This window comes from Chloroflexota bacterium (genome assembly GCA_015478725.1).
In the GTDB taxonomy this organism is placed as follows: domain Bacteria; phylum Chloroflexota; class Limnocylindria; order Limnocylindrales; family CSP1-4; genus C-114.
Map to the genome: position 1 here is coordinate 128,554 of JADMIG010000003.1, position 21,007 is coordinate 149,560.

General features: G+C 67.0%; 16 protein-coding genes and 1 pseudogene. 10 read left to right on the forward strand and 7 right to left on the reverse strand.

From position 1 onward, the window contains the following. Positions 1–44: 44 nt before the first annotated feature. Positions 45–1,019 (forward strand): pirin family protein, encoded by a 975-nt coding sequence (locus IVW53_04560; GenBank protein ID MBF6604838.1) that lies wholly within the window; start codon positions 45–47, stop codon positions 1,017–1,019. A 54-nt stretch (positions 1,020–1,073) separates the two neighbouring features. Here the strand turns inward: IVW53_04560 and IVW53_04565 are convergent, their stop codons facing one another. Further along, entirely contained in the window at positions 1,074–1,925 is an 852-nt protein-coding gene (locus IVW53_04565) for a PAC2 family protein (GenBank protein ID MBF6604839.1), read from the reverse strand. A 185-nt stretch (positions 1,926–2,110) separates the two neighbouring features. Here IVW53_04565 and IVW53_04570 point away from each other — a divergent pair, with 185 nt between their 5' ends. From IVW53_04570 to IVW53_04580, 3 genes are all read left to right on the forward strand, one after another. Beyond that, positions 2,111–2,434 (forward strand): PadR family transcriptional regulator, encoded by a 324-nt coding sequence (locus IVW53_04570; GenBank protein ID MBF6604840.1) that lies wholly within the window; start codon positions 2,111–2,113, stop codon positions 2,432–2,434. Then, positions 2,431–3,201: a hypothetical protein gene (locus IVW53_04575; protein MBF6604841.1), complete on the forward strand. Its 771-nt coding sequence runs from the start codon at positions 2,431–2,433 to the stop codon at positions 3,199–3,201. The genes IVW53_04570 and IVW53_04575 overlap by 4 nt, the downstream gene beginning before the upstream one ends. 151 nt (positions 3,202–3,352) lie before the next feature. After that, complete coding sequence (locus IVW53_04580) at positions 3,353–4,999, forward strand: MFS transporter (GenBank protein MBF6604842.1); 1,647 nt, start codon at positions 3,353–3,355, stop codon at positions 4,997–4,999. Between the two features lie 421 nt (positions 5,000–5,420). Here IVW53_04580 and IVW53_04585 read toward each other — a convergent pair whose 3' ends face one another. Then, positions 5,421–6,941, reverse strand: a complete 1,521-nt coding sequence (locus IVW53_04585) for an N-6 DNA methylase (GenBank protein ID MBF6604843.1) — start codon at positions 6,939–6,941, stop codon at positions 5,421–5,423. 69 nt (positions 6,942–7,010) lie between these two features. Further along, positions 7,011–7,436 carry a hypothetical protein gene (locus IVW53_04590; protein MBF6604844.1) on the reverse strand — a complete coding sequence of 142 codons (426 nt, stop codon included), beginning with the start codon at positions 7,434–7,436 and terminating at the stop codon, positions 7,011–7,013. A gap of 91 nt (positions 7,437–7,527) precedes the next feature. Between IVW53_04590 and IVW53_04595 the strand changes: the two genes are divergently transcribed. The 4 genes and pseudogenes from IVW53_04595 (at position 7,528) to ung (ending at position 9,662) form a co-directional block, all read left to right on the forward strand. Then, a complete protein-coding gene (locus tag IVW53_04595) occupies positions 7,528–7,809 on the forward strand; it encodes a hypothetical protein (protein MBF6604845.1) in 282 nt (93 codons plus the stop codon). Between the two features lie 364 nt (positions 7,810–8,173). Continuing rightward, a complete protein-coding gene (locus tag IVW53_04600; protein ID MBF6604846.1) occupies positions 8,174–8,584 on the forward strand; it encodes a hypothetical protein in 411 nt (136 codons plus the stop codon). A 70-nt stretch (positions 8,585–8,654) separates the two neighbouring features. Next, entirely contained in the window at positions 8,655–8,927 is a 273-nt protein-coding gene (locus IVW53_04605; protein MBF6604847.1) for a hypothetical protein, read from the forward strand. Positions 8,928–8,943: 16 nt separating this feature from the next. Further along, positions 8,944–9,662, forward strand: a pseudogene (gene ung / locus IVW53_04610) (uracil-DNA glycosylase). A 9-nt stretch (positions 9,663–9,671) separates the two neighbouring features. Here ung and IVW53_04615 read toward each other — a convergent pair. Together IVW53_04615 and IVW53_04620 are read right to left on the reverse strand one after the other, a co-directional pair. Next, positions 9,672–10,613, reverse strand: a complete 942-nt coding sequence (locus IVW53_04615) for a restriction endonuclease subunit S (protein MBF6604848.1) — start codon at positions 10,611–10,613, stop codon at positions 9,672–9,674. 227 nt (positions 10,614–10,840) lie between these two features. Further along, positions 10,841–13,213 (reverse strand): DEAD/DEAH box helicase family protein, encoded by a 2,373-nt coding sequence (locus IVW53_04620; protein MBF6604849.1) that lies wholly within the window; start codon positions 13,211–13,213, stop codon positions 10,841–10,843. A gap of 387 nt (positions 13,214–13,600) precedes the next feature. Here IVW53_04620 and IVW53_04625 point away from each other — a divergent pair, with 387 nt between their 5' ends. Continuing rightward, the gene (locus IVW53_04625) at positions 13,601–14,653 is read left to right on the forward strand and encodes a DUF262 domain-containing protein (GenBank protein MBF6604850.1); all 1,053 of its coding nucleotides are present in this window, start codon (positions 13,601–13,603) and stop codon (positions 14,651–14,653) included. 131 nt (positions 14,654–14,784) lie between these two features. Next, positions 14,785–15,309: a hypothetical protein gene (locus tag IVW53_04630; protein MBF6604851.1), complete on the forward strand. Its 525-nt coding sequence runs from the start codon at positions 14,785–14,787 to the stop codon at positions 15,307–15,309. Here IVW53_04630 and IVW53_04635 read toward each other — a convergent pair. Next, positions 15,253–16,542: a site-specific DNA-methyltransferase gene (locus IVW53_04635; protein MBF6604852.1), complete on the reverse strand. Its 1,290-nt coding sequence runs from the start codon at positions 16,540–16,542 to the stop codon at positions 15,253–15,255. The genes IVW53_04630 and IVW53_04635 overlap by 57 nt on opposite strands. 7 nt (positions 16,543–16,549) lie before the next feature. Next, a complete protein-coding gene (locus IVW53_04640; protein ID MBF6604853.1) occupies positions 16,550–20,968 on the reverse strand; it encodes a vitamin B12-dependent ribonucleotide reductase in 4,419 nt (1,472 codons plus the stop codon). Between the last annotated feature and the right edge of the window lie 39 nt (positions 20,969–21,007).

Sequence of the window (21,007 nt, forward strand, 5' to 3'; positions counted from 1 at the left end):
ACTACTATGGTGCAGATGACCATCCTGCAACGGACCGCCCACTGATGCCCGCCGCCACTGTCTCCAACCTGCTCGTCCTGCCCCGCGTCCCGCGGCCCGATCCGGCTCACACCCGGTACCGCCCGGTGATCCAGGTCATCACGGCGCCGTCGCTCCTGGAGGGCGAGGGATTCCCGGTCCGCCGCCCGTTCCCGGGCCCGTACGGCAACCTCGCCGATCCGTTCCTCCTCCTCGATCACATGGGGGCCGTGGAATACGCTCCGTACGAGGCGAAGGGCGCTCCCTGGCACCCACACCGTGGGTTCGAAACGGTCACCTACATCATCGACGGGGCATTCCGCCACAAGGATTCGAACGGCGGCGGCGGCCTCATCACGGACGGGGCCACCCAATGGATGACCGCCGGCGCCGGCATCCTCCACGACGAGATGCCGACCGAGGAGCTCATCGTCTCGGGCGGCCTCTTCCACGGCATCCAGCTCTGGGTGAACCTGCCGGCTGCGCAGAAGTTCGCGCCGCCGCGCTACCAGGACATCGGTCCGGATCGGGTCGCGCTCCTCGCCTCCGACGACGGAGGCGCCCTCATCCGGGTGATCGCCGGCGAGGTCGCCGGCCACGCCGGTCCGGGCGTCACGTACACCCCGATCGCGTACGCCCACGCGACGATCACGCCGGGCGCGCGTCTCGAGACGGCCTGGCCCGTGGAGTTCAACGCACTCGTCTACGTCCTGTCGGGTCGCGGGTCCGTCGGGCCGGATGCTCGCCCGATCCGCGAGGGCCAGCTCGCGGTCTTCGGCGATGGGGACGCCGTGAGCGTCGCCGCGGACGCCTCCCAGGACCGCCGCACGCCGGATCTCGAGATCCTCCTGCTCGGCGGACGGCCGATCCGGGAGCCGGTCGTGAGCTACGGCCCGTTCGTCATGAACACCCGCGAGGAGATCCTCCAGGCCGTCCGCGACTACCAGGCCGGCCGGATGGGGATCATCCCGGCGGAGTACCTCCACGGGCTCGCCCGCTGAGCGAAGCGAGAACCGGTCGAGGGCTCCGCGCGGCCGGCCGAGGTTGAGGTCCCCTCAGGGACGGGTCGAACCCTCGTTGCCGCGGTCGAGGAGGAACCGCTCGATCTCGGAGATCAGCTCGTCACCGGCGGGCAGGCGCTGCTCGTCCACCATCGCCTGGAGCCGTTCGACGTACGACTTCGTTGAGTCGTCCGACGCGGCGGCCGCGTCGAGGCGCGTCCGGAGCAGACGTGCCTCCTTGCGGAGCACCGGCGCCGGGATGTCCACCTCGAGGTGTCGCTCGACCGCGCGAAGCAGGGCGAGCGCCGCGACCGGATAGGGACCCGAGACGTAGTGGGGGATCTGGGCGAAGTAGCCCACCGCCGCCGCGCCGGACCGGGCGACGGACATCTCGAGCACGGAGAGCGCCGCGGCCGGGACGCGGAGGAGACCGTCCGGTCCAGGCTGGACCTCGCCGCGAAGCAGTCCCGGGCGGGAGGTCGTGCCGAGGATCGGGACCGGTCGGGTGTGCGGCACGGCCGCCGGGATCGCACCGAGACTCACCCAGCCCTCGACGCCCAGCCGCTCGACGAGCTCGAGGACCGCCTCAGAAAACTCGTGCCAGCGGAAATCGGGTTCGGCACCGCTGAGGACCAGGACATCCCGTTCCCCGAGCCGGACCCGCCGCAGCGTCAGCTCCGGCCAGGTGAGCTCGGCCAGACGTCCGTCGGAGATCTCGAGCGTGGGACGACGGGACCGGAAGTCGAAGAGCGCGTCGCCGTCGAATTCAGCGAGGATCGAGCCCCGCTCGGCGATCTGGCTCGCCGCGGTCGTCGCGGCGCTCCCGGCGTCGATCCAGCCGTCGAACGCCGCCACGACCGTCGGTGCGATGAGGTCCGGGTGATCGAGGAGGCGGTACAGGGCCACCCCCACAGGATATCGGGTCGCCGTTCGCCGGTCGCCCGACCCGGTCGGGCATCGGTCGCTCGCGAATCCGCGTTCATTCGGTCGCGGGAACACCTTCGGTCGCGGGGCTTGACAGGGTCGCGCGCCGGGCGTATATATCGTGCTGCGATATATCGTACACCGCTACAGAAGGAGGACGGTCACCGATGGCGCCGACGCTCCCCGAGCTCGGCCGGTTCGCCGAGCCGGCGCTTCTCATCCTCGTCAGCCTGAGCGCCGGTCCGAACCACGGCTACGCGATCATGACGGACGTGGAGGCCGCGACGGGCCGCCCGCTGGGCCCGGGGACTCTCTATGCCGCGCTTGCCCGGCTCGAGGACCGCGGCCTCGTCGAGGCTCTCCCCGCGGTCGACCGGCGGCGCCCGTATCGGCTCACGGCGGTCGGGGAGACGAGTCTCGCCGACCAGCTCCAGCAGCTCGCCGACTTCGCCGCGCTCGGCCTCCGCCGGCTCGGAGCGGCGGCCCGATGATCGGGCTTCTCGTCCGGCTCTATCCGGCCCGCTGGCGCGCCCGCTATGGCGATGAGTTCGAGGCGCTCCTCGGTGAGCGGCGGCTCGGTCCCTTCGACGTCGCGGACGTGCTCCTCGGCGCGATCGACGCTCACCTTCGTCGAGGCGGGGTCGCCTCCGCCTCGAATGACAGAAAGGGACTCTCGATGTCAATCCGTCTCGGTGGCGCCGCTGCGATGGTCGGCGGGCTCCTCTGGTTCGTCGGCCTCGGAACGGCCTCCGTGCTGGGCGAGAGCTGGGCGGTCCCGGGGATGACCATGCTCCTGCTCGCTTCGATCGCCTTGCTCGTCGGACTCGTCGGCCTGTCGGCGTTCCAGGCTCGCAGCGATCCCGCGATCGTGTGGGCGGGGTTCGCCGTGCCTGCCGTCGGCGCGGTCGCCTCGATCGTCGGCATCGTTCTCATGGCGACCGCCGGGGACGCGCCGGTCATCGCCGGGTTCTCGGGATGGGCGATCTGGGCGCTCGGGCTCGTCGGCCTCATGATCGGCTCCATCCTCTTCGCGATCGCGACGTGGCGAACGGCCGCCCTCTCGCGCTCGGCCGCCGCCCTCCTTGGCGTCGGGTCGACCCTCTGCGTCGCGATCGCCGGCTTCGGCTTCGCCGGCGGGCTCGTGCTCGAAGGCCTGTTCATCGGCCTCTTCGCGCTCACCTTCTCCGCCGGCTGGATCGCGCTCGGATGGGACGCCGTCCGGCGCGACCGGCCCTCCCTCGCCAGCGGATCGTTCTGAGCGCCCGTCGGCGATCCGCTCGGGGAGGGGTTGACGCGGGTCCGGCCCATCCCGGAGCATTGGGGTCGAGGCCGGCCCAGGTCTCCGGAACGCGCGATGCGCCCCTTCCCGCGATCGCCCGCTCCTGCGTCCCCCACGCGAGGAACCACGAATGACCCACTCCGCGGTCGCGGACGACGCCGCGTTCAACCTGACGCCTCGGGCGAAGCTCGAGATCCTCGGGGCGATTCTGCTCGCCCTGTTCCTCTTCGCTCTGGACCAGACGGTCGTGGGGACCGCGCTGCCGAGGATCGTCACCGATCTCAACGGCAATGACCTGTACACGTGGGCCGTCACCGTCTACCTCCTCACCGCGACGATCAGCGGGCCGATCTACGGCAAGCTGTCCGACCTCTTCGGTCGGCGGCCGATCGTGATCTGGGCGGTGGGACTCTTCCTCGTCAGTTCCGTCCTCGCCGGGCTCAGCCAGCAGATGTGGCAGCTCATCCTCTTCCGCGGCCTTCAGGGCCTCGGCGGCGGCGCGGTCTTCCCGATCGCGCTCGCCGTGGTCGCCGACCTCTACACGCCGGCCGAGCGCGGCAAATACCTCGGCCTCTTCGGGGCCGTGTTCGGTGTCGCGTCGCTCGTCGGACCGGGGATCGGCGGCTTCATCACGGACCAGTTCAGCTGGCACTGGATCTTCTTCGTCAACGTCCCGATCGGCCTCGTCTCGCTCATCATCCTCTGGCGCCTCCTGCCGCCGATCCGTCGACCCGAGGCGGCTCGCCACATCGACTACGTCGGGGCGCTGGTCTTCGCCCTGGCGATCGCGCCGTTCCTCATCGGCCTGACGAACAAGCAGAGCGGCCAGTGGACGGATCCCGCGGTCGGCGGGCTCATGGCCGTCGGCCTTGCCTTCGGTGCGCTGTTCGTCTTTATCGAATCGCGCGTCCCGGAGCCGATCGTCCCGCTCGACCTGTTCCGGATCCGGGCGTTCACGATCTCCGTGATCGCGATGTTCCTCGCTGCGTTCGGCTTCTTCACCGCGGTCATCTTCCTGCCGCGCTGGTTCCAGACCGTAGCCGGAGCGAGCGCCACCGAGTCCGGCTACAACCTCCTGCCGCTGCTCGCCGGCCTCATCGTCAGTGCGATCGCCTCGGGCCAGATCGTCGCCCGGACCGGTCGGTACAAGGTCCTCATGTTCGGGTCGCTGCTCCTCCTCAGCCTGGGACTCTGGCTCCTCACGGGCCTGCGGTCCGAGACGGACCGGCCCATCCTCTGGCTGTGGATGGTCCTGGCCGGGATCGGGATCGGTCCGTCGTTCGCGGTCTTCACCCTCATCGTTCAGAACACCGTCTCGCCGGATCGGATCGGGGTCGCGACGAGCAGCCTCACCTTCTTCCAGCAGATCGGCGGGACGGTGGGCCTGACAGTCGCCGGCACGATCTTCGCCGGCCGTCTGACGACGGAGATCCCCGCCCAGCTCATCGCCGCCGGCGTTCCCCAGCCGCTCGTCGCGCAGTTCGCCGCCGGCGGTGGCGGTGGGGGAGGGGCTGCCCTCGACCTGACGGGCACCGGCGATCTCGGTCTGCGGATCCTCGCGAGCCTGCCCGCTGCCGTGCGGCCGACGATCGAGCCGCTCATCCCGGCCATCGTGAACGGGATCCACGAGGCGTTCTCGATCGCCCTCGCCTCCACCTTCTGGGTGGGCATCGCCGGGGCGCTCGCGGCCGCTGTCATCGTCGTGTTCCTCCGCGAAGAACCGATGCGCACGACGTTCGAGTTCGCCGTCCCGGCAGCGGGGGAAGCGCTGGCCTGACCCGGCTGACGATGGGGGCCGGCGATGGGTGGCGGGCGGCGTGAGCCCGCGCGGTCCGAGACCCGTCACCAGGAGCCCGCGCAGTCGTGACCCGGCGCCACGAGCCCGCGCAAGGGGGGTATATGGCCAATCTCTCGCCAGGCGAACGCAGGGCCGCACCTCGGCGGACCGCCAGCTCGTCAGGCTCCAGATTGGACACGTTCGAGAGCCGACCCAAGCGTGGGTGAGCACGGATCGGACCGGCCGCGCTCGCTCGATCGCACCGGATCCGGCTCCGCGAGTGTCACTGCGTTCCCTCCACGTGAATCTGGCCAGATGATCCGATCAGGCCGGCACCTCGATCAGTCGCCAGACAGGCGGATCGATCTCCTTGAGCGAGACCTTGAGGGTGAAGACGACGCCGATCCGGGTGTGCATGGGGTCAGACTTCGCGAAGCAGCGAGCGCAACTCGGCGATCGCCGCGTCCACCTCGCGGCCGCGAGCCTCGATGATGTCGAGCAGCTCCTCCGGCGTCCGGGTGTCCACCTCCGTCCGGGCGTTCGGGTTGACGGCCTTGAGGTCGTAGCCGCGCCGCTCGATCTCCTCGCGCGATAGCGTCCACGAGTGGTCCGACCCGGCCCTCGACGGGAGCAAAGCGAAGAACTCGTCGAACCGGTCAACCGTCAGCGGCTGCTTCTTCGTCACCTTGACGTCGGAGAGGTCGTAGTACCAGACCCGCTCGGTCGGGCCGCCCCGCGTGAAGAAGAGGAGGTTCGTCTTCACGCCCGCACCAGCGGAGGAGAAGACGCCCGGCGGCAGCGAGAGGATGCACCACAGGTCGCAGTCGTCGAGGAGCTTGCGCTTGGTCTGGACGAACGCCGTCTCGGTCGTCCGGAACAGGACGCCCTCGTCGATGACCATCCCGCAGCGGCCTCCCGGCTTGAGCGCGCCGATGACGTGCTGGAGGAAGAGCACCTGGGTAGCGCCGGTCTTGTAGGCGAAGTTCGTCTGGGCTTCCTTGCCCTCCTTGCCACCGAACGGCGGGTTCATGAGCACCACATCGAACAGCGCCGGTGCACCGCTGAACAGCCCGCCGTAGACCTCCTGGCCGGTGAGCGTGTTGCCGTGCCAGATATGCGGCTGGTCGATGCCGTGGAGGACGAGGTTGGCGAGCGCGATCGGGTAGACGAGGTCCGCCTTCTCCCGACCCCAGAACGCGCCCTCGCGCAACGTCCGGAGTTGGTCCGCGGTCGCGCCCGGGCCGAGCCGCTCGCGCATCCACTCGAACGCCTGGGCGAGGAAGCCGCCGGTCCCGCAGCCGGGGTCGTAGACCGTCTCGCCGGCCTTCGGGTCGATCGCCCGGACCATCGCCCGGATGACCTGCCGCGGGGTGAAGAACTGGCCGCCGTCGTTGTTCTTCTCGCCCATCTTGAGGAGCAGGCCCTCGTAGGCCTGGCTCAGGGTGAAGAGGTGCGTCTGGTCCACGGCCTCGAGGCGGATCGCATCCACCCGATCGAGGATGTCGAGGAGGTTGCGCTCCGTGTCGACGCCGACCTTGTCGACGGCAGAGACGACCTGGCTGATGACGCGCTGTCGCGCGCTCGCGCCGGCCCGTTCGCCCAACCCGCGCAGGTACGGCAGCAGCTCTCCGTTGACGAACGGCAGGAACGCACCCATCGCGCCCTGGCCCAGTTCTATCCGTTTCGCGCCGTCCGGCGCGGCCCAGTCCCGCCAGCGGAACGGCGCGGCCAGCGATGGCCCGAAGCTCACGTCGAGCGCCGCCGCCTCCTCCGCCTCGAGCTCCTCCCGCTCGTCGAGGATGCGCAGGAAGAGCAGCCACGAGAGCTCCGGCACGTACTGGAGGGCGCCCGCGTAGTTCGACCGCCGCATGACGTCCGCGATCTGCTTGATCGCGGCGTTGACGGACGAGGGCGTGGCGAGGCGTCGAGTCGCAATCGTCATTCTGTTCAGATTATCGTCGGGCAATCGCCGGCGAAGGACGATGGGTCACGATGTGCTTGAGCATTCGCTTCAAGGTGCTGCCGCGGCGACTGGAACGTGATCGACCCAAAATCGGAATGGTGGCGCCTGCGCCACGCCGTTGAGCTCCATTGCGAGCTTGAACCCGCCTGGGTGTGGAATCGGGAATGGGCCTCGGACCGCCATGAGGGTCCGGAGGTCCTGGCCCGGCTTTGCGCCCGGCGGTCGGCCTGTCTCCATGGTGAACTCAAGGGCAACCGCCGCTTTCTCATCCTCATCGACGATCTTGAGCGTAACTGCGAACGTCCGGTTCGCTTCTCCCCACGCGACCAACACCGAACAGGCGATGTCGGCGTTGAGAACGGCGAACGGCTCAAAGGCCGGAGCCGTGTGACGCTCCACCCCACCCCCAAGGATGAAGATCTTGCCGTTCACAGCTTCGGCCCCATCGGCCAGGATCAGGAACTCCTGTTGCATCTCTCCTCGTCCTCTCTGCACCACCTGCTCTGCCTTGACCGTGTAATACACATCGTATTACAGTTGTCAATCACGACAGAGGACAACAGCGATGTGGCTTGACGTCATCGCGCTCGTCTTTGACCCTGTGAGCGAGGCAAAGCTCGCTCAACATCGGGTCTCCCTCGAGGAAACGCTCGAAGTGCTCGACGGGGAGCCTCGCTTCTTCGTCAACAGGCGCGGCCGCCGAGCCTCGCATGTGATGGTCGGCCCCACCGCGTCGGGGCGTTTGCTCGTCGTGCCGATCGAAGATTGGGGTCGCGCAGTCTGGCGTCCGGTCACTGCATTCGAAGCGAACAGCGGGCAGATCATGAGATACAGGAGGTCGCTATGAGTCACCCGGTCGATCCCGAAGAAGACGTCGAATTGGGCGCTCAGGTCGAAGCACGCACCCGCCCGACCGCCGGGGCGGTCATCGCGGTCCGCGTCCCTCGTGACTTGCTCGCGCGGATCACGGACTATGCGGTACTGCGTGGCATGACGGTCTCCGAAGTCATACGGGATGGCGCAGAGCGGCTCGTTGGCGGAACAGTCGCACTGTCCCACCACGTCACTGGACCACGGGTGGAGGGCCCTCGGGTCATCCCCGGCTCACCATCACGTGGCGGGAGCAGCCAGACCGTCGACGCAGACGAGGTGAGGGCTCGATAAACCGCCATGCAATCGACGACGAGGCCGTTGACGACGACGGACTCCCGATGCGGGAGCTCGACTCCTCGCGAACGATCCCCAACCCGTTCGCCGAACTCGGCCGAAACGGCACCACGATCAGCGTCGTTTCGGACGACCCGATGAGTCGGACCCACCTCGTGATCGCCACACGGCGGGGACGCAGGTGGTGGATCGGATTCCCGGAACTACCGATCCGCGACACCCGCGTCGCTCGAGGCAGGCTGACCGAGCACGCGAGGGCGATCGTCAGTGAGGCTCTGGGGGTCGATCCATCGAGCTTTAACCTCGAGGTTCGAATGCCCGCATTAGCTGCAGAACCGCCGATCGGCGGGAACGCCATGACTTCGAAGAAACGTGCGGCCGACCCTGACATTTCCGCTCGTTACGACGTGGGCGACGCGATCCCGATGCCAGCATCATCATCGTTGGATCAGTGACCGTGGAGCGTCAGCCGGTCGAGCCGAATGTCGTCAGAGAACTCGCACGATTGGGTCAGGAGGCGCAGCGATGGCTCTCGCAGCAAAGCCCGCGCCGCTAGCGCTCGTCCACTTCCTGGTCGTCTACAACGGACGGGAGCGGCGGATCGAACGACGCGAGGTCTTTCACGACGAAGAGCGCGCCATCGCCGCGTATACAGCCGCAGAAGGCGAGTACCGAGGCCGGGCCGAGGTCGAGGTGGTGCTCCTTGGCTCCGACTCCCTCGAGACGCTGCGCCAGACCCACGGGGTCTATTTTGAATCGGGGTCGGAGCCTGACCTTCCTTCGCTGCCTCCGTCCTGAGCCGATACCTCCCCGGATGTGCCTGAAGCTCGTGCTGACCGAGGGCGTTCCGCCGGACTGGCGTAACGCCCTCGGCGCCGCGCTGACGACCCCGTCGTTCGAGCGACTGTCGACCTTCGTCGCCGGTGAACGCGCCCGGACGGACACGGCGATCTACCCGGCTGAGACCGCCGTCTTCGCGGCTCTCCGGCTCACTCCGCTCGCCTCGGTCCGGGCAGTGATCCTCGGGCAGGACCCGTACCACGGCGAGGGTCAGGCGCACGGCCTCGCGTTCTCGGTGCCCATCGGGAAAGCTCCGCCGCCGTCGCTTCGCAATATCCTCGATGAGTGGCACGCGGATCTTGGTCTTCCGATGCCCGCCCGCGGCTCCCTCGAGCCCTGGGATCGCACGGAGTATTGCTCCTCAACGCGACGCTCACGGTCCGCCGAGGCAAGGCGAACAGCCATCACGGCCAGGGCTGGGAGGACCTCACGAACGAGATCGTCCGCGTCATCGCCGCGAAGCGCGAGCCGGTGGCGTTCCTCCTCTGGAGCAGAAGCGCCCAGCGCAAGCGAGGCCTCATCGGCGAATGGCACATCGTTGTCGAGTCGACGCATCCGTCGCCGCTATCGGCGCGACGGTCCTCCTCCGGGACCCCGCCGTTCATCGGGAGTCGCCCCTTCAGCGGGGCCAACACTGCTCTCAGGGAGCGCGGCGCGTCACCGATCGATTGGAGTCTTCGGTCGACCGACTGAGGCGCCCGATCATGGGGCAACGTCGGCGAAGGCCCGTCGGAGCATCGCAGCTGGCAGCGCCTCGATCGTTTCGAGCTCGGCTTCGATCGCCTGCGTCATCGAGTCGATCGCAGCGAGTCGGTCGCGAAGTTCGGCTGCGATCCGACGCTGCTCGTCGATGAGAGGCAACCGAACTGTCAGGCCCGCGAGGCGAATGGCCGGGAGATGCGCGATGGTGGTTGCCGCATGGTCTCCGGTGAACTCTCCCCGAAGAGCGCCCAACCAGAGTCGATACATGAGGAACCGAGGATCGGCGTGGTCGGCGATGGGCCTCAAGCGATGCAGGGCCTTCTGATAGCAGCAGCGGTTAATCTCGCCCGACCATATCGCGGCGCGACCCGGCTCTCCGCCCTCGCACACGAGGAGGTCGCCTGGTTGGAGCAGGAACTTGCGCTCCTCCTCTTCGGCAAAGTCCATCTCGTGGACTTCCGTTAGCTCGAACCGGTCCCACTGCACGTTGGCGTTGCGAAGATACGGAACCGGTCGAAGACCGGTCCTGCTCGCTGGCGACAGCATCTTTCCCAGCTGGATCTTCACAGCATCGCGAAGCTGGACTTCCTGCCAGCCGACGAGCGATCCCTCTAGCGCCTGAGCGAGGCATCCTTGAACGAGGCCGTGGGCGGTGTCGCGACGCGATGCGCTCGCGGCCCGGGCGCTATCGACGACGGCGAGTTGCTCGGCCACCTGAACGGCGACGCGATGCTGCTCCTCCGCATCGACTGGAAGATCGATCCGGACATCAAGGATCTCGTCAAGGCGAATGCGCGGCAACTGGCCCGGAGTCTCGTCGATCGGGGCTTTCGCGAGGAAGGTCGGACTACGCATGAACGCCGCCACATACTCCGGCACGATGGCGTCGCCGACCCGGAAGACGTATTGGTCCACTGAGCAGTAACCCTCGAAGTCGGCCACCCAGACCTTATTGAGATACGGGCGGAGGTAGCCGTAGACGATGTCGCCTGGGTGGAACCGCGCCTTCCGGCCGGTCAGCTCCTCGAGGCGAATGGGAACGGATCCCATGCGACGGCCGGTGCCGGGCTCGATGTGCTCCAACCCGACGAACGTCGCCTCTCCGACCGGACGGTCTCTCGGGTGCACGATCTCATTGCGCGGTTCGAGGATGGACCGAAGCGCGACAGTCACGCCGCGAACAGCCGTTCTTTCGTCGCCCGCAGGATGTCGGCCGCCGAGCCCAGGAGCTTGAGCGCGGCGAGGCCACCCGCCTGCCGGACATCCGGCGTCTCGAAGATGCCGCGGTCCTCGAGCTCGTCGGTGCCCGCGCGGGCAAACTGGCGGGCGAGAGCGCGGAGGGTCGCGGCGGTCGAGGGCGGCAGGTCGGCCAGCCAATCGGCGGCCTTGTAGTCGAAGGCGTCGGCGCGGGCGATGCGGGTCTTCGGCTCGAGGCCGTAGCCGAGCTCGGCGAGGACGTCGTAGAGGTCGAAGTCGGCCATCTCCTCGACCGCCCGGACGACCGAGGCCGATCGGCCGGCATCGGGCAAACCGGCGATGAGCTCGCCGCGGGCGGGCGGGGCGATCCACAGCGCGCGGAACGCGTCGAGCGTCGAGGCTCGCCCCAGCAGCGAGGTCGCGATGCGCTCCTTGTATTCCTCGAGCGTGACGAGCTTGGTCGCGCCGTCGACGCTCGTGACGATCGCTATTCCGGCGTCGGCCACGTGGACGTCGATCCCCTCGACCTGGATGACCTTCTCTGGCGCCTCGGCCGGGGTCGGTGGCTCGCCCGGCTCGCGTTCGATGGTCGCCTTCGTCCGGAACGCCTCGCCGAAGAGACGGGTAGCAGCGGTGTAGTCGTAGACCCGGAACATGAGCTTGCCGGTCGCGGGGTCGAGGCGCGTCCCACGGCCGATCATCTGGTAGAACGCGATCGGCGAGCGCACGTACTTGAAGAACACGATGTTGCGGATGTTCGGCACGTCGACACCGGTCGTCAGCAGGTCCACCGTGGTCGCGATGAAGTAGCTCCGCGACGCGCCCCGGAGGTCGGCGAGGTAGTCGGAGCCGTGGCTCGCGGCCGTGCACTTGAAGGCGTACGGATCGGCGGGTTTGCGGGTCGTCTCGGCGCACCAACGCGCATAGCGGTTGTTGAGGGCGATCGCGACCGCATCGGCGTGCTGGTCGCGGGCGCAGAAGACGATCGTCTTCTGCTCGGGACCGCCGGTCTCGAGGAGGCGATCGAACAGGTCGTTCGTCATCGCCTGCACTCGCTCGGGCAGGAGCAGGCGCGCCTCGAACTGGCCGGCCTGGTAGCGCTCCCGCGTCTCCGCCGCGGTGAGGAGCTCACCGGTCCGAGCGTCGGCGATCGTCGCGCTCCACAGGTCGTCCCGGCCGAGCCCGGTCTCGCGCTCCGGGAACGGGCTGTCCTCGAGGAAGACATCGCGACGGACGATCTCGCAGGCGGCGAGGTAGCCGTCCTCGATGCCCTGGCCGATGTCGTACTCGTAGACCGGCTCGCCGAAATGGCGGATGTTGTCGGCGCTGATCTCTTCGTCCGCCGCGGCGTCGTGGGTGCGCGGGTAGTCGAGCTCGCGCGGGGTGGCGGTCAGGCCGATCTGGACGGCGTTCGGGTTGCGGGTGAGGACCTTCGACCATTCGCCCCAGGCCGAACGATGGCACTCGTCGATGACGATGTGGCTGAAGTAGTTGGGTGGGTAGTTTGCCTCGAGGAAGTCGGCGCCGGCATCGTCGGTGTCGATGTCGAGGGTCTGGTACGTGGCGATGAGGATCCGGGCGTTCGGCTGTGGGTCGGAGCCGGAGACGGCAGCCGCGTCGTTGCCGAAGGCGTTGTGGAACGCCGTCAGGCCCTGCTTTCGAAGTTCGTCCCGGTCGCAGAGGAAGAGGGCCCGTCGGAGCTGCCCCGCGTCCGCGATCCGGCGGAGAAGGTTCACCGCGATGAACGTCTTGCCCGATCCGGTCGCGAGGCTCAGCAGGGCGCGGTTCTCGCCGCGGGCGAGCTTTTCGAGGACGGCCCGGATGGCGGCGTCCTGGTAGTAGCGGCGAGCGGCCTCGCCGCCGCGGTACGGGGTGATGAGCGGTTTGGCGGCCGGGGCGGTGAGGCTGATCTCCGTGGCCTCCTCGTAGGCGGCGCGGAGGTCGTCCGGCGTCGGGAACTCGGCCATCGGGCGGGGGAGGGGTGTCGTCGTGGCCGACCGCCGATCGAAGAGGACCCACTGGTGTCCATTCGTCGCGATGACGAACGGCACATTGAGCCGCTTCGCCTTCGCCTGGTAGACCTTCGCCTGGTCGAGTCCGTACGCCGGATGCTTCTCCTCGTCTTTCGCCTCGAGGATCGCGACCGCGACCGGATGGGCCGTGGGCGTCGCCTTCACCCGCATGGTGTAGTCCGTCCGGCCATGCGTCCGCCGCCGCGGCTGCCCATCGACGATCTCGATCGTGCCGAGGGTCTCCTCACGCCTGATGAGGTCCTCGGTCCAGCCGCGCGCGTGGATCGCCGGGTCGATGAGCCTCAGTCGCGTCTCAGCTTCGTTGAGGCCCAAGTTCCCTCCGAGCTTCCCGTGCCACCGCCGCCCGCAGTCTAGCGGTCGGGGCGATCGGCGGATCGCGTGCGTCTCGCGGATCTCGTTAGGTTCAAAGGTCGCCTGCTGGGTCCTCGTCATCCGCTTCGGCGACGGTGACCGCGCGCCAGAGCAGAACCGGCTCGGCGATGCCCTTGAGCGACGCCGGCCGATCGGATTGGACCGCACGCCTGCTGTGTGCTGCTGGAGCCAGATGAGCGGCCGACGCGCCGTCCCTAACGCAGGATTCTCGGCGTACTCAGGGCTCACCGCGGCGATCGTTGAGGTCAGAGTCTTGCGCGGGCCGGCGCAACTGCCAGGCAAGCCGCTCGCGTGACGATTACGCTCTGCGGATACCCCCATCGCGGAGTGGCCATGGACGTCGGAACAAACAGCTTCACCGTCGCGGAATACGTTGCCCAGATGGGTAGGAACGAAATCCGCGTCAACCGAGAATACCAACGTTCTCCAAAGGTATGGCCGACAGCAGCACGTTCGTACCTAATTGAGACCATGTTGCTCGGCTATCCAATCCCAAAACTGACCATATTTCAACGCACGGACCTGCGAACGCGTTCTACGGCCAAGGAAATAGTCGATGGTCAGCAACGGAGTCAGACCATATTCGACTTCGTGAACGACGGCTTCAGGCTCGGATCAAATACGGCATATCGGGGACGTTACTTCAGTCAGTTGGATGAAGACGACCAGCACAAGCTCCTGTCGTACATGTTGTCGGTCGATGTATTGGTAAACGCGAACGAGGACCAAATCAGACAGTTGTTCCGTCGGATCAACAGTTTCACGGTGCCCCTCAACCGCCAGGAAATTCGGAACGCGATCTTTCAGGGACAGTTCAAATGGTTCATCGTGTCGCTTGTCGACCGATACTCACAGAGTCTCAAGATGATGGGTGTGTTCCGAGAGCAGCAGCTCGCTAGGATGGCGGATGCTGAACTTTTCTCGGAACTCATCATGGCTATCGAGTCGGGCATCCAGACGACTAGCCAACCGAAGATCAACCTGTTCTATCGACAGCGGGATGACGCGTTCGACGACGGTCCCCGGCTGGACCGAATCTTCGACGAAACGTTTGGCATGCTCATGCGTTGGCGAGCTATCCACGCTACCGCCGTGGTTCGGCCCTCCAATTTCTACGCACTCTTCCTCGCTGTTGCGCATGAGCTCAGGCCGATCGCTGTGCTCCAGGGCGTGGTGGAGCGACCCGAGGCTGGCGCGATTGCCGAGGACGTCGCCCTGACCAACCTCACTGCGATCGTGGAAGGTGTGGAGAGTCCGTTGGAGAACGACTGGCTCAGGGAGTTCATCGACGCCCAGGCGACTGGGACGAACACAGAACGGAACCGGGTGATCCGGTTCAGATGGCTCTCGCGGGCCTTGGAGCCGCCTGTCTTGCCGTGAGACCGGCCAAGTCGCTCTTTCGTCTGGAGCGCGCGACCGATCGATATCTCGGGCGCCTCGATCGTCGCATTGCGTCGCTCCAAGCGAGCACACGCAGGACTGACCGCGACGTAGTTGTCGCGACCGTTGTCATGGAATCGCTGAACACGTGGGCGAACTTCAATCGCTCGCTGTGGTTGTCGTCTGTTGCGGGAGCCAAGACGACGAGTGGACGCGCCGTGTCCGTGCGCCGGGGTGTGCACGGACGTCCGCAGTCGGATGCGATCCATCTCGCAATCGTGCTGATCCGCAAGCCGCCACGCCTGAAGATCCCTGCAAATCGGAGCTGGAAACGACGCGAAGAGCCGGCTTGGCACGATCCGGCGACCATTCGACGGCTTGCCAAAAAGGTGCGAGCCACGAATCTCGATGCAATCGAACTCGGTCTCGACCTGACGTCGAACGTCTTCGCAGACCTCCCACAGATGAGGAACTTCTTCGCTCACCGAAACGAGAACTCGATCCGCGTCGCCCGGGCTGCTGCCCCGCGAAACGGTGTCTCGGCCCTCCTCACACCAGCAGAAGCATTGTTGGAACTGCCGTACGGATCCGGACCGTCGCTAGTAAGGCAGTGGATTTCCGATCTGAGGCTTGCTGTTGACCTGATGTGCGAGTGATCTCTCAAACACGAGCACCGATTCTGTCGCCCGAAACGTGCGTTTGTACGCTCGACTTCCTCGATTGATCGCGGCGAACGTGCGCGAGTCGAACTTGTAGTGACCCATCAGGCCCCATCCGTTTTGCGCGGCAAACTCGCTGACGACGCTCGCTAGGTCGACATGAACATCCTTGTAATAGGAATCCTGGACCACGATGACCAATGGTGCCGAGGCAGAGGCCACCCGGCCAAGTTCAACGAACGAATCGTGCATCCCAGTCACGTACTGACCGTAGTAGCGAAGGTAGTAGGTGCTCGATGCCTTTGAGGGATGGCTGGCGACTCGCTCGAGAAGGTTCGCGGCCGCTCCAGAGGATTCTGCAACAGACAACGTGGCGTCCGTCGTGATGGTTGGTGTTCCGAGCATTGCGTCGCGCAGAGACCGAATCTGTGTGGCCGAGAAACCGAGTGTGGCGAGTTCGGGAAGAGTCGACACAACGTAGTCGATCCTCGTCAGGTACGGCGGCGATGTAATCACAGCATCTACCGTCCCAACGCCCAACGGGAGACGCCTGGAACTGGCGATGTCGATCGTGGACCCTTGATCATGCTCGGCACGCCCAGGGGTCAGTCTTGCTGTTGCGCACTCAAAGGCCTGCTTAAGGAAAGTCCAAGACGCCGTCAGCGGCGCCGAGGAGTGGTCAGGAATCCACGTTGGGTTGCTGGCCCGTAAGGGCTCCGTCAGCTCCCGGACGACCGAGAAGAGGCAGACATAAAAGAACGCGGCGAGCGACGACACGCCGGCCAAGGAGATCCTCGAGGACATCGGAGCGTATGACTCGTGGTCGATCAGAATGTGCTGGATTGCCCACTCGATCGACCTGAGGCGCCGTGCGGACGTCGTATCGAACCAGCGCGTGTATGGCTCGTCACCAAGCGGCGAACTCCGCCGACTGGCGGCTCGGTGCAGGATCTCCTTGGCGACCGAGGCGATGCTGGGAGTTGTGTCCTCGCCGAGGAGGCGACCCTTGGCAACGAGGACAAGGGCCGGATTTGTGTCATAGCCGATCGTCCGATAGCCCGTCGAATGGGCCACCGATGTTGTCGTCCCTGAACCATTCCATGGATCCAGGATTACCGCGCCTTCGGTGAGGGCTAGAGTCTTGAGCGCGTCTTCGACGAACCCCTCGGAGAACCCGGCGTAGTAGGGATACCAAGACCGCCGCCTCGACTGGAGTTTAGGGCTCCGCACCGTAGGCTCAGCTGCATCCGCTCGTGCTGCCGCAGTTGAGGCACTTGTAGCAACTGCCGTTGCGGACCATGATCGAGCCGCATTCGGCGCAGCTGGGCGCGTCCTCCTGGATCTTGAAGGCGACGTTCGTCGCCCCGAGCGACAGCGTGATCGCCGCAGGCTTGCCGCTCCCGTTCCCGTTGGTCGCATGGCCGGTCGCGTGACCGTTGGAGGCGATGACGCTGAGCGGCTCGGCGGTCGGCCGCGCGGCGACGGGCGCCGGCTCGGTCGCGACGGTGGTCTGTGCCCGGGGGGCCTCGGTGGGGGCGTCCTCAGGCGGATGGACCTTCGCGGTGGACGCCGTCGAGTGGCCGCCGATCGCCTCGTCCACGGCGGACGGGCCCTCCTCGGCAGCCGGGGCGTGGGCCACGGCACCGAGCGAGGAAGCGCCACCGAACGCCGGCGCGTCCGACACGACCGCGGAGCGATCGATGAGGCCGAGCATCGCCCGGTCATCCGGTGAGAGGAACCGCGATCCGAGCCAGCGGAAGATGTAGTCGACGATCGACTTGGCGATCGGGATCTCCTGGTTGCCGGTGAAGCCGCTCGGTTCGAAGCGCACGTGGGCGAACTTGTTGACGAGGTCGCGCAGCGGCACGCCGTACTGGAGCGCCACGGACACGGTCGTCGCGAAGGTGTCCATGAGGCCGCTGACGGTGGAGCCCTCCTTCGCCATCTTGAGGAAGATCTCGCCCGGCTGGCCGTCCGGATAGAGGCCGACGGTGATGTAGCCCTCGTGGCCCGAGATGTCGAACTTGTGGGTGATCGCTGCGCGCTCGGTCGGCAGCCGGCGGCGGTGGGGCCTTCCCGCTTCAGCCTGCGCGGCGGCGAGCTGGCGCTTGAGGTCCGTGACGACCGCGGTGTCGACGACGTCGCCGTCCTTCTTCTTGCCGGTGCTGAGCGGCTGGCTCCGCTTGCTGTTGTCGCGGTAGATCGCGATCGCCTTGAGGCCTCGCTTCCAGCCCTCGAGGTAGACCTGCTCGATCTCCTCCGGGGTGGCGGCCTCCGGCATGTTGACGGTCTTGCTGATGGCACCGGACAGGAACGGCTGGACCGCGGCCATCATCCTGACGTGGCCCATGTAGTGGATGGATCGATCGCCGTTGAGCGGCTTGAACGCGCAGTCGAAGACGGACAGGTGCTCCGGCTTGAGGCCGGGGGCGCCCTCGATCGTCTCGCGCTCGTTGACGTAGGCGAGGATCTCCTCCACCTGGTCGGGGTTGTAGCCGAGCTTGCGGAGGGCGGCCGGGACCGTCTGGTTGACGATCTTGAGGAATCCCTCACCGACGAGCTTCTTGTACTTGATGAGGGCGATGTCCGGCTCGATGCCGGTCGTGTCGCAATCCATCATGAACGCGATCGTGTTGTGGCTGACGAACCCGTTCGCCACGTACGTCACGTTCGACGGCACGGAGATGTCGTAGGTCAGCTGCTCCTCGCCGAGCTTCGCGCTGGCGATCTCGTCGTAGAAGTAGCCGAGGCTCTCGGCCACCTCGGGATCGGCGGTCCGCTCGAGGAGCACCGTCGCGGAGCGCCGCGAGACGAGGCCGGTTCGCGAGAGGGAGAGGAGCATCGTCCTGCGCAGAGGGTCGTTGTGCGGCGCGAGCCGATCGACGGCCACGCGGCTCACCGGCACCAGATCGTAGCGGGCGGCCTGGGGGTGCTCCGCGAGGGCGAGGGCTTCCCGCTTGCGCTCCGAGATGAACGAGACCTCGGCGAGGAAGCGACCGCCGGAGCTCGCGTTGAGGAGCCGCAGGACGTGGATGGGATTGGCGCCGAAGTGGCCGCGGGCCGGCCGATCCGTCTTGCGAGTCGTGACGAAGCCGAGGGTGAGGAGGAGCGTCTGGACCTCGCGGCTGAACCGCTCCGAAACCGTGGAGAACGATGCGTACCCATTGTTGACGTTGCCGTCCGCCTCGAAGAGGCCGCGGACGAACGCCCGATAGGCGGCCGGATCGTTGGAGTAGAGGACGGCGTCCGGCACGTGGGGCTCGTAGCCCTTGCCGCGGTGGTCGCCGCTGGGGACGTGCTTGGCGAAGCCGCATGCCTCCCACCAGAGCACGAGCGGGACGGAATGGAGGGCGACTTCCGTGTAGCCCTGCTTCGCGGCGATCGCCGCGTCCAGGCGGAAGAGGCGCCGGCCAAGGTCGGCGATCCGGTCCACGACATCCGTATCGGCGGCGGCAACGCAGAACCGAAGACCGCGGGCGTGGAGGGAACCGTCGCCCATGAAGTAGCCGATAAGCTCCGCGAGGTCGGCGGTCATCGTGCGCGGCACGGTGGTCCGATGATCGGACGTCCAGTAGGCCTCGGGCAGCGGCGGGAGCTGGACCTCACGGGGCTCGCCAACCATCCCGCCGAGCATGAGCGGCACCCGGTCGCCGGCGCGCACGTCGGCGAAGCGGCGCCACTGCCAGTCACCGTCGGCGTCGAGGACGCGGACCCGGTGCGTCGTCGTGCCCTGGATCCGGTAACCGCGTGACGTCTCGACCGACACGACGGGCTCAGCGCCGTTGACGTAGAACTTCGTAGCCGGCCGAGGCCCATCATCCGTGGCGACGTGGAGGTCGAGCTCCTGCCACTGCTCGCCGTCCGGATTGCCGAGGCCCTTGAGCCGGACGAGGCCGCGGTCCGTCAGGACGAGGCTGTCACCGACCACGCATCCGGTGGGCGCGAGGACCGTCACCTGGGCGTTGCGGTAGCCGTGCTCCGCGCCGAGGGCGAGTGTCTCGTCCCAGGTATCCTTCGCCGCCTGGAGCATCTCCGCCGGGACCCCGCGATCCGGGATCCCGTAGGCCGCGTCGCGATGCTTGCCGATGACCCGAAGGAACGGCTGCTCGTTCCTGTGGTACTCGACGAACGGGCCGCCGTGATCGCGAGCGATGATCGCGCTCTGGGAATACGCCTGGCCGTGCATGAGGGCGGTGATCGCCGCCGCGTAGTCGCGCCCTTCGTCCGAGTCGTAGGCGAGGCCACGGTTCATGAGCAGGGCGCCGAGGTTCGCGTAGCCGAGGCCGAGCGGACGGAACTTGTGCGAGTTCTCCTCGATCCTTGGCGTGGGGTAGCTCGCGTTGTCGACGAGGATCTCCTGGGCGGTGATCGTGAGGCGCGCCGCGTAGTTGAACGACTCGACGTCGAACTCGCCGTCCTCGCGGACGAACTTCATGAGATTCAGGCTCGCGAGGTTGCAGGCCGTGTCATTCAGGAACATGTACTCCGAGCAAGGATTGCTCGCGTAGATCCTGTCCGTGTTGGCGCTCGTGTGCCAGTCGTTGATCGTCGTGTCGTACTGGATGCCCGGGTCGCCGCAGACGTGGGCGGCGTCCGCCATGCGGCGGAAGATGTCGCGCGCCCGGTACGTGCCCATCGGCGTGCCGTCCACGACGGCGTGGGTGGTCCACTCCCGATCGTCCACGACGGCGCGCATGAAGTCGTCCGTGACGCGGACGCTGTGGTTCGCATTCTGGAAGGCGACGCTGCCGTAGGCCTCACCGGTGAAGCTCGGGTCGTAGCCGGCCTCGATGAGGGCCCACGCCTTCTTCTCCTCGTTGAGCTTGGAGTCGATGAAGTCGAGGACGTCCGGATGATCGGCGTCGAGGATGACCATCTTCGCCGCGCGTCGGGTCTTGCCGCCCGACTTCACGACACCGGCGAAGGCGTCATAGCCCTTCATGAAGCTCACCGGCCCGGAGGCGGTGCCACCGCCGGTCATCTTCTCGCGTGAGGAGCGGATGGAGGAGAGGTTGCTCCCCGCGCCGCTGCCGAACTTGAAGAGCATCGCCTCCGTCTTGGCGAGGTCCATGATCGAGGACATCGTGTCCTGGACGGAGTTGATGAAGCAGGCCGAGCACTGCGGCTTCGGCTCGATGCCGACGTTGAACCAGACCGGCGAGTTGAAGGCCATCTTCTGGTGGACGAGGAGATGGGTGAGCTCGGCCTGGAAGGCCTCGAGGTCCGCGGGCGTCGCGAAGTAGCGCTGGGTCTCCGCCCAGGCGGCGATCGTGTTGACGACGCGGTCGATGAGCTGGCGGACGCTCGTCTCGCGCTCCGGAGTGCCGACGTGGCCGCGGAAGTACTTGCTGACGACGACGTTCGTCGCAAGCTGGCTCCAGAACGCCGGGACCTCGACGTCCTTCTGCTCGAAGACGGTCTTGCCGCTCTCGTTGCCGATGTTCGCGGTCCGCGTCTCCCAGGCGATCTCGTCGTAGGGATGGACGCCCGGCCGGGTCCAGCGCCGCTCGATCGTCAGGCCCCTGGCCGGTCGACCCTGCTCGTCCGTCCCGTCGAAGCTCGCTCCGTACGGGCCGGCGTGGCGGTGTCCGCTCCTCGCGGCGGTCCGCCCGGGCGACTTCGCCGGGTGACCCTCCACCCGCGTTTCGCCAGCCATGACCGGGACTGCGTCGCCAGCGGCTCGTGCCATCGTCGT